At 62.7% G+C, this 8,390-nt stretch carries 6 protein-coding genes; 1 reads left to right on the plus strand and 5 read right to left on the minus strand.

The window, feature by feature from the left end; genetic code table 11:
- Positions 1-91 precede the first annotated feature (91 nt).
- The 5 genes from ABZU91_RS23745 to ABZU91_RS23765 form a co-directional block, all read right to left on the minus strand.
- Positions 92-364, minus strand: a complete 273-nt coding sequence (locus ABZU91_RS23745; protein ID WP_355244334.1) for a hypothetical protein — start codon at positions 362-364, stop codon at positions 92-94.
- An 874-nt stretch (positions 365-1,238) separates the two neighbouring features.
- Positions 1,239-2,408, minus strand: a complete 1,170-nt coding sequence (locus ABZU91_RS23750) for a hypothetical protein (protein WP_355244337.1) — start codon at positions 2,406-2,408, stop codon at positions 1,239-1,241.
- A gap of 394 nt (positions 2,409-2,802) precedes the next feature.
- Positions 2,803-3,936 (minus strand): XRE family transcriptional regulator, encoded by a 1,134-nt coding sequence (locus ABZU91_RS23755; protein ID WP_355244340.1) that lies wholly within the window; start codon positions 3,934-3,936, stop codon positions 2,803-2,805.
- Positions 3,899-4,615 carry a hypothetical protein gene (locus tag ABZU91_RS23760; protein WP_355244342.1) on the minus strand — a complete coding sequence of 239 codons (717 nt, stop codon included), beginning with the start codon at positions 4,613-4,615 and terminating at the stop codon, positions 3,899-3,901. The genes ABZU91_RS23755 and ABZU91_RS23760 overlap by 38 nt, the downstream gene beginning before the upstream one ends.
- 316 nt (positions 4,616-4,931) lie before the next feature.
- Positions 4,932-5,900 (minus strand): HNH endonuclease, encoded by a 969-nt coding sequence (locus ABZU91_RS23765; RefSeq protein WP_355244345.1) that lies wholly within the window; start codon positions 5,898-5,900, stop codon positions 4,932-4,934.
- A gap of 407 nt (positions 5,901-6,307) precedes the next feature.
- Between ABZU91_RS23765 and ABZU91_RS23770 the strand changes: the two genes are divergently transcribed.
- Positions 6,308-8,390, plus strand: a 2,083-nt coding sequence (locus ABZU91_RS23770) for a tetratricopeptide repeat protein (RefSeq protein ID WP_355244348.1), incomplete at its 3' end; no start/stop codon positions are given.

The raw sequence follows: 8,390 nt of genomic DNA on the forward strand, positions 1-8,390 counted from the left end.
ATCACCGCCCAAGCCTCGTCAGTCAGCTCACCACGACGTACCACCGGCACATCGTCAACGATCAACCACTACAAGATCGGCAGGACACGCCCTAGTCCGTGAGGAAGATGCCGGTCACGCCCACGACGGCGAAAACGGCGGCGGCGGCGAGCACGTAGAGCCGCGGGCGGGGCTCTCGCACGACGTAGGTAGACAACCCGAACGCGCCACTGAGGATCGAGATCGCGTACCAGTGGAAGGTCGTCGGCATGGGCTGGCCGATGAAGATCATCCAGGTGGCCATGGCCGCGACGAAGATCGTGGCGTAGGCGACGGTCTGCCGCACGTTCCGGTGAGCGGTGTGCTGCAGGCGGGAGACCGACATGCGGTAAGTCTCAACCGCCGCAGTGCGTTCATCCCCGCTGGCCTGTCGTCGCCTGTTACGGCTGCCAGATTTCCGGCCCCCACTCATGTCGCCGAAGATACATCGACTGTCACGAAGTCGCTGCCCTGTGTAAGGGTGCCTTCGCCTCAGCTACGAGGCGAGCAGTTGAGGTCGCTATAGCAGACGTACGAGACAGCAGCGAAGCGGCCGAGTCTTTGGCGGCCGGGAAGGTGGCCCGAAAGTCGGTCAAACACCCGCGTTGCCGAAACGCTCTCTTCAGGATCAAGGCGCTCCGCGCGGCGCGGGCCGGGGCGCGGCAACCGGCTCCTGCGGAGCCGCCGCCCCTGCGCAAAGGCGCGCCGGGGCGGAAAGTCAGCCGGCCCGAACCCCACGCCCCGCCCCGCGCGTCACTCCTGGGTCAGTGAGGTGACCCGGTGACGAGTCCCGAAGAACGACCAGGGCCAGGCGGACACAGTCTCACCCGTTCCCGGCGATCCAGAGACCCACGACGAGCAGCGGCCACCACGGTGGACGGAGTTGCCAAACAACCGCGGTTGGCCGCTTGAGCTCAAGGAGGGGAAGGGGTGGTGGAGGTGAGGGAGGAGCAGAGTTAGAGCTGTGCCTCCGGCGGGGGCCAGACGACTCCAGGATGGAGTTGCCGAACGGTTCCGGTGGTTGGGTGGTTGAGGTGGGATGCCATCCCGCCAGCCACCGACCCAGGCAAGCCGAGCAGACCAGGGCCAGGGGCGACAAGGTCGTTCGTCCAGTAGGGCGCTCCACCTTGTCACCCAGGCCCTGGCCCGCTCCACGATGTGTGGGTCGGCGGCAGACGGGATGGCAAAGAGACGGCTTAAGGCTCGTCCGGTGATTTCCGTCAGTCGAATCCCATACGTCGCCAGGCTTCGCGAACTGGTTCCAAGCTATTGGCGAAACTGGCTTTCGTTACATCGATCGGGTCACCATCAAACTCAATCCTCTTCCCGACGCGCCGGTAGAAAGAGAGGAGTTCTCGCCTATTGCCATAAGCATCCTCCGCGATTACAGATAGCGCCTCACGTCGGTCGGTTTGCAGCTCGGGGCGGATAATAAATCCCTGCTCGTCATGGACGAGCCGGCCCTGCCATGTATCTCCAATTTCTATGAGGCCGTCTATTCCGCTTCGTTCAATTGTGACCGCCAGTTCACGCATCATGACTATCTTATCTGGCCTGTCTCGTGCCTCTAGCGCTTCGCTAGCAACTTGCCTATTTCCCTTATACAAGAGGACGTACCAGCCGTGCCACCCATCCTTCTTCAGGATATTCCGGGCGTTGCTCATGCACCAACCGGCTAGGGCCGTGACTGAATCCCAATTTTGTGGGGGTGGATAAGAAAAGCCATACCTCTTAAGGGATCGATTCAGCTGTTTTGCGCTCGGCGAGAAGGAGTACCTAGTCCCGCCAACATGGGTGGCCCCGTTGGATAGCTTCAATCGGCGTACCGCGTAGTCAGTGCGAACCATGCATGGAAGCCTGCCATGAGGGAGGCCGGCAACAACGAGGAAGTCGCCCTCTGAGTACTTAAGCGCCAACCCTCGTTCGATCCCAAGCTTTTTATGTAGATCATCCAGCATGACAGCCATCACGCCGAATGCCTCAGCGCAGGCATCTGCCAGCTCTCGATCAGGCAAAGCTTGGTCAACCCACCGACGAGTTATTTCTATGTAGCCTTCCCTGACAAAAAAGTCAGGAAGGTTCGCGAACTCCTGTACCTGCTCCTTAGTTGTACTAGACGGGGGAACATCGACGGACAGTTTGAGAGCTTGACTTCCCTCCGGTCCGAGTGCGGCAGAAAGGCCCTCGGGAGGTTCCCCCGACCAATAGGCAGTGATAAGCGAGGCGTTCGCTTCGGACCTTGCATCCAGGTCGCCCTGCTTTACCACTCTGTTCCGTAACTCAACAACCCACCTCATGACGGGGTTGGCTCGCATCTTATCTTGCCACGGCCCGTACCACGAATCGAAATCCTTAATGTTGGACTTCTCCGACTGAAGGATAAAGGTCACATTGCGCAAGCTCTGAACTAGCGTGTTCAGTTCTCTCCGGAAGTGCCGAGGGTGGTGATACTCGCGCGTAAGGGAATGCCATTGGTCGTGGCAATCCTGCATCCGGTTGTGTGTTTTAGGGATCGGGCAGTTTGCCTCATCTGGCAACTCCCCTGCTCCGCGGACTTCGCCTACCAAGTACCCGCTCGGGGCGCGATGCCGCTGCTTCTTGCGCTTGTTGCCGGGCCTCGGAAACTTCACACCACCAGTATCTAATGCACCGTCAAGAGATTCAACGGGCAGCAGTCGGACTGTTCGGGTAGGTGGCTAGCCCGACAGTCAGTTGCAGCCGAGGATCATCGGTCGGCAGAAAGAGTGCGGGTGTGGCGTCACTAGGTGCCCTCCGTGGTTACCGTTATTTGACGACACGGAGATGACCCGTCACTGCTGGGGCGGACTGGCCTCCGCCGTCAATTGCCGAGACTGCAAGCCCGAAGACAAGGGAGTCGACCTCTTGCTCGTGAACCTTGAGTTCTTGTGCGATTTTGCGCGACCCCCATCCATCTTCACGAGCCATTTTGAATAGCTCACGAAGGAGGGTCGACCCCTCCGCAGGGCCACCGCCTGGCTCAGTGGACCTAAAGCCGCGTTGGGACAGGTCCACCATCCAAGACCGTCGAGTCCACTCCGAAATGATGCGAAGCTCATACAAGCGTTGGGTCATTGCGATAGCCGAAACTTTCCAGTATCGCTTGAGTATGAAGATGTCATTGAAGGTTGGGTGCCCCTTGAGTTGAGCGCGTAACCCGTCTTCGGGAACCAGGAAGTTTGCAGCGAAGTCATGGGCCTCTAGCTCGTACTTACGATCGCGCTTGGTGAAGATCCCACGGTGCAGGATCAGATGACCAAGCTCATGTGCCAGATCGAAGCGTAGTCGCTCGGCCGACTTTGATGTGTTGAGGAATACGAACGGACGCTTCTCGCGCCAGAATGAGAAGGCGTCAACCTCGCGGTCTGTCGAAGGCAACGAGAACAGACGGACACCTTGGCGTTCGAGGAGGCTTGCCATGTTCTTGATCGGTGTGTGGCCGAGGTTCCATGTAGCTCGCACTCTGGCAGCAGCGGTGCGCGGGTCTTCCAGATAGGTCTCGTTCAATTCGGGAAGGCGAGCATCGGGGGTGTCGTAGTGCTGGTCCATCCAGCTGCTGAGCTGACAAGCCAGCGTTGCGGAAGCCAAGACTCGATGAACTTGCCGAGCTGACATGGTAGAAAGAGCGCGGAAGCTCACCGACTCTTTGCTGACGGCTGATACATCGTCCGCCATAAAGAAGTCGATCGGCAGTTGAAGGACGTCAGCAAGTTGCCGGAGGGGTGGGCGCCCCGTGTCTCCGGCTTCCCATGAGGAAACGGTTCGCCGTGTGACGCCACAGGTGTCCGCGAGCTGCTGCTTCGTCAATCCACGCAGCTCGCGGGCAAGCTTCAGGCGGCTGGGGCTGAAGGAGTAGTCTCTCTCATCCCCGGCGTCGAACGAGGTTGCTGTCACCCTCATCGTCATCGTCCTCATTTGGCATTTTCGGCGCAAGCACTCCGGAGACCATCAGTGCTTCAACCAGGATGCGCTCCGACCACTCGCTGACGTTCCCGTCACCGCTCATGTCAGTCGGTAGGGAGAACTCGATCCGAACGTCGTCGTCGGTCGGGTGTACGACGAGGAACCAAGTCTGGCAGTCCTCGTCCTCCGGCAACCGATCCACGTCGATGGTGAATCCCAACGCCTCAAGGTCGAGCGACAACTGGTTCGGGTTGAAGTTACGCCGAACTCGTTGGCTCGTCTTGGGCCCACGGCTCCGCTTGAGACGAGGACCCCGGCTGGGCTTCTGCTGGCCAGTGTCTTCATCGCCTGCGACGACCGTGATACCGATCTTGAGGCTCGGAGAGTACACGGTCTCGTAGTTCCCGCTGCGACCGATGCGCCAACCCTCGCTCTCGGGCAGCTTGCTTCTCAGCGCCGCGAGGGTCTCTGCCCACATCACGACACCGGGGTAGGTGACGGGGTAGTTGCCGCCAGTCACTCGGCGGCGCGCTGTATCGCCGACTCGGATGGAGGCGTGCAACGTCTCCACAGAGAGATCAAGTTCTCGGAGTCGGGCATCCGCGTCCTCAGCAAGCACGACCGGCGTGCGGCCTCTGGTCGACGGGGTTGGTTCGCTTGCGGCAGGACTAGTCATCGGCGCTCCTCAAAAGACTTCCCGAAACCCTACCTCACGTGAGGTCGAAAAAGGGGAAGGCAAGGCTCGCCCTGCACCTCTGAAGGCTGGCATAGATCGAACATATGTTCCAGGAGGTGTATGGTCAAGATTCGATTTGGCGGTACAGCCATCCGTGCAGCCAAGCCAGTCGACGGGCGCGAGCGACGAGCGACGGCAGCCGACAAGTCGAGCAGGCCAGCGGCAGTCACCGACCCTGACCGACAACAGTCTTGATCTTTGCAAGACTGAGGCAGCACAGAGTCCGCCGTTGCAAGGGTCGTGCGGCAGGCGGTTGCTAGGCGGCCGATGATGCAGCTACGAGCGCCTTCAGCTGCTCAACCGTCAGCCACGGGCTGCCGCGGTGTGCCATCCGGTGGCAGTTCGAGCAGATGAGAGCAAGGTCACTGAGCCGTGTGTCGGTCTCGCCGGAGACATGCAGTGGAGTGCGGTGGTGGCACTCGATGTAGTCACGTCCTCTATCGCCGTAGACACGTTGGAAGTCGAACCCGCACACCTCACAAGCGATGGCAACGCCGTGCCGCTTTGCCTCGGCCAGCTTCCGACGACGAAGCTTGGGGCTGCGCTCTCGGCGCAGGTGCTCCCGCAAAGTGACCCCGCCCTCCCGCATTGAGATCTCGTCGAGGTCCGGATCGTCGATCACGGGCTCTGCACCGAGGCCCTCACGAAGGAGCCCGCGGATTCGGTCAGCTAGCGTCCGCATCTCAATGGGGTGGGCTTCGAACTCCTGGCGTACCAGCTTGTCTAGTTGGTTGCCGTTGCTGCGGTCGGCGACGATGTTGTAGGTCTTGAGAGCGACGCCGGCAGGGTTGCGGAAGTCTGGATTGCGGCGGCCACGGTGGATGGCGTGGCTCTGCAGCAGATCTGAGAGGGAGCGCACCCGTTCGTCGTGGGCGTCGAGTTGGCGCCAGCCGTTGGACTGGACGAGGTCGCAGGCGAGGATGATCTCGTCTCGCGTCCAGTCTGGGTTCGGTAGGAAGGCAACCGTGAAACCAAGTCCCTCCAGCAGGTGGGCGACGGTCTTGTCGCCGCCGCTGAAGTGCGAGGGGCCCCATGCGGTTCCCGTGCTGACGCCGTGCGCGTAGCCGACGATCGGTTTCGAGTCGTAAAGGTTCCCCTGGTGGTCGACGTAGTAGGCCTTTGACCGACCAAAGCCGGTGGACTTGAGGAAGGCGGCACGGCCGAGCCTGTCGAACTCTTGCACCGCGGCGAGTACACCGTTACGGGTTACATCGGCGAGTGTCACGAGCTGAGGCTACGACGTTGGTGCGACGGAGGAGCGCCTCGGACTAGGGGTCGGCGGCAGCCGTCTAGGGCTCCGCCCCAGTGCCAGGGGCAGCCGTACAGCAGCGGAGTACAGCAACGCATCAGCCTGTAGCAGCCGGAGGCCAGCCGCTGTTGGCGGTGCACCAGCGTATTTGGACGCATGAGACCGGGTCGCCCGTAGCTACGGATCAGACGGTGGCTGAATAGTCGCTGGTACTGCCGAGCCTGTCCGGAAAGCCGCGGCGGTCAGTGTTGGTGGTGGATGTCTGGTCTATTGGTGGATGTTTGTCCGGGCGGCGAGGCGCAGTGTATCGATTGGCGGTCTGCCGGTGGGAGGTTGTTGTGGCTGGTAGTCGGGGCACTGATCGGCTGGGGCAACGAGGCCTGGTGGTGGTGGGCACCGGGTTGCTGGTTGCAGCTGGCGTGACGGCCGCATTGGCGAACTTTGTGCCGTGGTTTCTGGCTGCGGCCTTGGGTGCATTGTCTGGCGCCGCTGGCCTATATGGGGGCGTGTTGTGGCAGCGCCGGGGTGAGCTCTTAGCGCGGGAGGCTGCGTGGCGGGCGGTGGCGCTCGCCAGCGTGGAGGGCGGAGATCGAGCTGACGTCGACGACGGCGGTGTGCTGGCGTTGCTGTCGGCCGGCCGGGCATTGGTCCCCTACAGCGTGTTGCACGATGCGCTGTTGCGGCGGGTGTTGCGCTGGGCGGACGGGCAAAGTGACGTGGTGGAGAGGGTGCTGTACGTCGATGGGCCGGCGGGGGCGGGCAAGACGAGGCTGCTGGTAGAGGCGGCGGGTCGGAGCGCCGCTCGGTGGGGCTGGGCGCGATCGGGGTGTGGGGCGGCAGCGGTAACGGCTGCTGCGGGTCTGGGTCGTTCGGTGGTGTTGGTGTTGGACGATACCGAGACGCGCAATGATGTGGCGGCAACAGTGACGGCATGGGCGGCGCTTGGGACGTCAGAGGTCCGTCTGGTACTGGTTGGCCGGGTCGATGCAGTGTGGTGGCCGGTAGTTCGGCGCGGGTTGTCAAGCGAAGTGGTTTCGGAGCTGCCGTTCCGGGCTCAGGTGACGGTGCCGCCCGTCGTGGGTGATGGGAAGGCGCAACGCCAGATGTTTGCGCAGGCACTGCGATTCTTCACGCCGGAGGGGGAGCCGGTTCCGCCGGCGGTCTGGGCGCCGGTCCTGCCGTCGCCATCGATCGCGTTGTTGCATGCGGGTGCGGCGTGGGCTGCGGTGGCGGCCGAGAGTGGGCCGGTCGATGCCGCTGCGACCGTGGCCGGAGTGTTTGCAGTGGAGCAGGAACGGTGGTTGGCGACAGCCCAGCGGGCAGGAGTCAACGCGTTGCCGCAGGAGGTGTTCGGGCAAGCGGTGGTACTGGCAGCGCTAGTCGGTGCGCCGGATGCGGCGACGGCGCGGGGGTTATTGACACGGCTGCCAGGGCTTGCCAGCGCAGGTGAACCGCAGCGGGAGGCGGAGCGGCTGGCTGAGTGGCTGCGTGGGCTGTACCGACAGCAGGAGCCGGACTGGCTGGCGCCGCACTTACCAGCGGTGTTGTTGGAGCGCTACGTCGCCGGCCAGCTCACCGGTACGCCAGCCCTGGCCGCGGTCGTGAGCGAAGCCACGAGCGGCGACCCAAGCCGCGCTAGGCGGGTCCTGACCCTACTCAGTCGAGCGTCGGCCCACACGGCTGCCGCACTGCCGGCTGTTGCCATGCTGCTGCGCCATGACCCGGTACCGATGCTCAGCGCGGCGATCCGGGTAGCGAGCGAGATGCAAACACCCTTCGACGCGTTAATCACGGAACACCTGACCGGCGATGCCGAACCCACGCTGACCGTCGCGCAGATTCAGCAGCTGTACGACCTGATACCCCGCCATGCGGAGCAACACGTATTGGCTGCTACGACCAGGTGTTTGCTACGTCTGCACCTTGATCATCCAGGCGTTGATGCCAACGATCCGCACACCCTCCGTGTTCATCACAAGCTCGCGAACGTCTTGGACGGCCAGGGCCGTTACGACGACGCCGAGATCGCGTACTGCGAAGTGCTGGCCAGCCGGAGCCGGGTCCTCGGCACGGAGCACCCCGACACCCTCAAAACCCGCCACGGACTCGCGGTCGTTTTGGACAACCAGGGCCGTTACGACGATGCCGAGACCGCGTACTGCGAAGTGCTGGCCACCCAAACCCGGGTCTTCGGCACGGAGCACCCCGAAACCCTCAAAACCCGCCACGGACTCGCGGTCGTCTTGGACAACCAGGGCCGTTACGACGATGCCGAGACCGCGTACTGCGAAGTGCTGGCCACCCAAACCCGGGTCCTCGGCACGGAGCACCCCGACACCCTCAAAACCCGCCACGGACTCGCGGTCGTTTTGGACAACCAGGGCCGTTACGACGATGCCGAGACCGCGTACTGCGAAGTGCTGGCCACCCAAACCCGGGTCCTCGGCACGGAGCACCCCGACACCC

The organism is Micromonospora sp. NPDC005174 (assembly GCF_040608495.1).
Lineage (GTDB): Bacteria > Actinomycetota > Actinomycetes > Mycobacteriales > Micromonosporaceae > Micromonospora.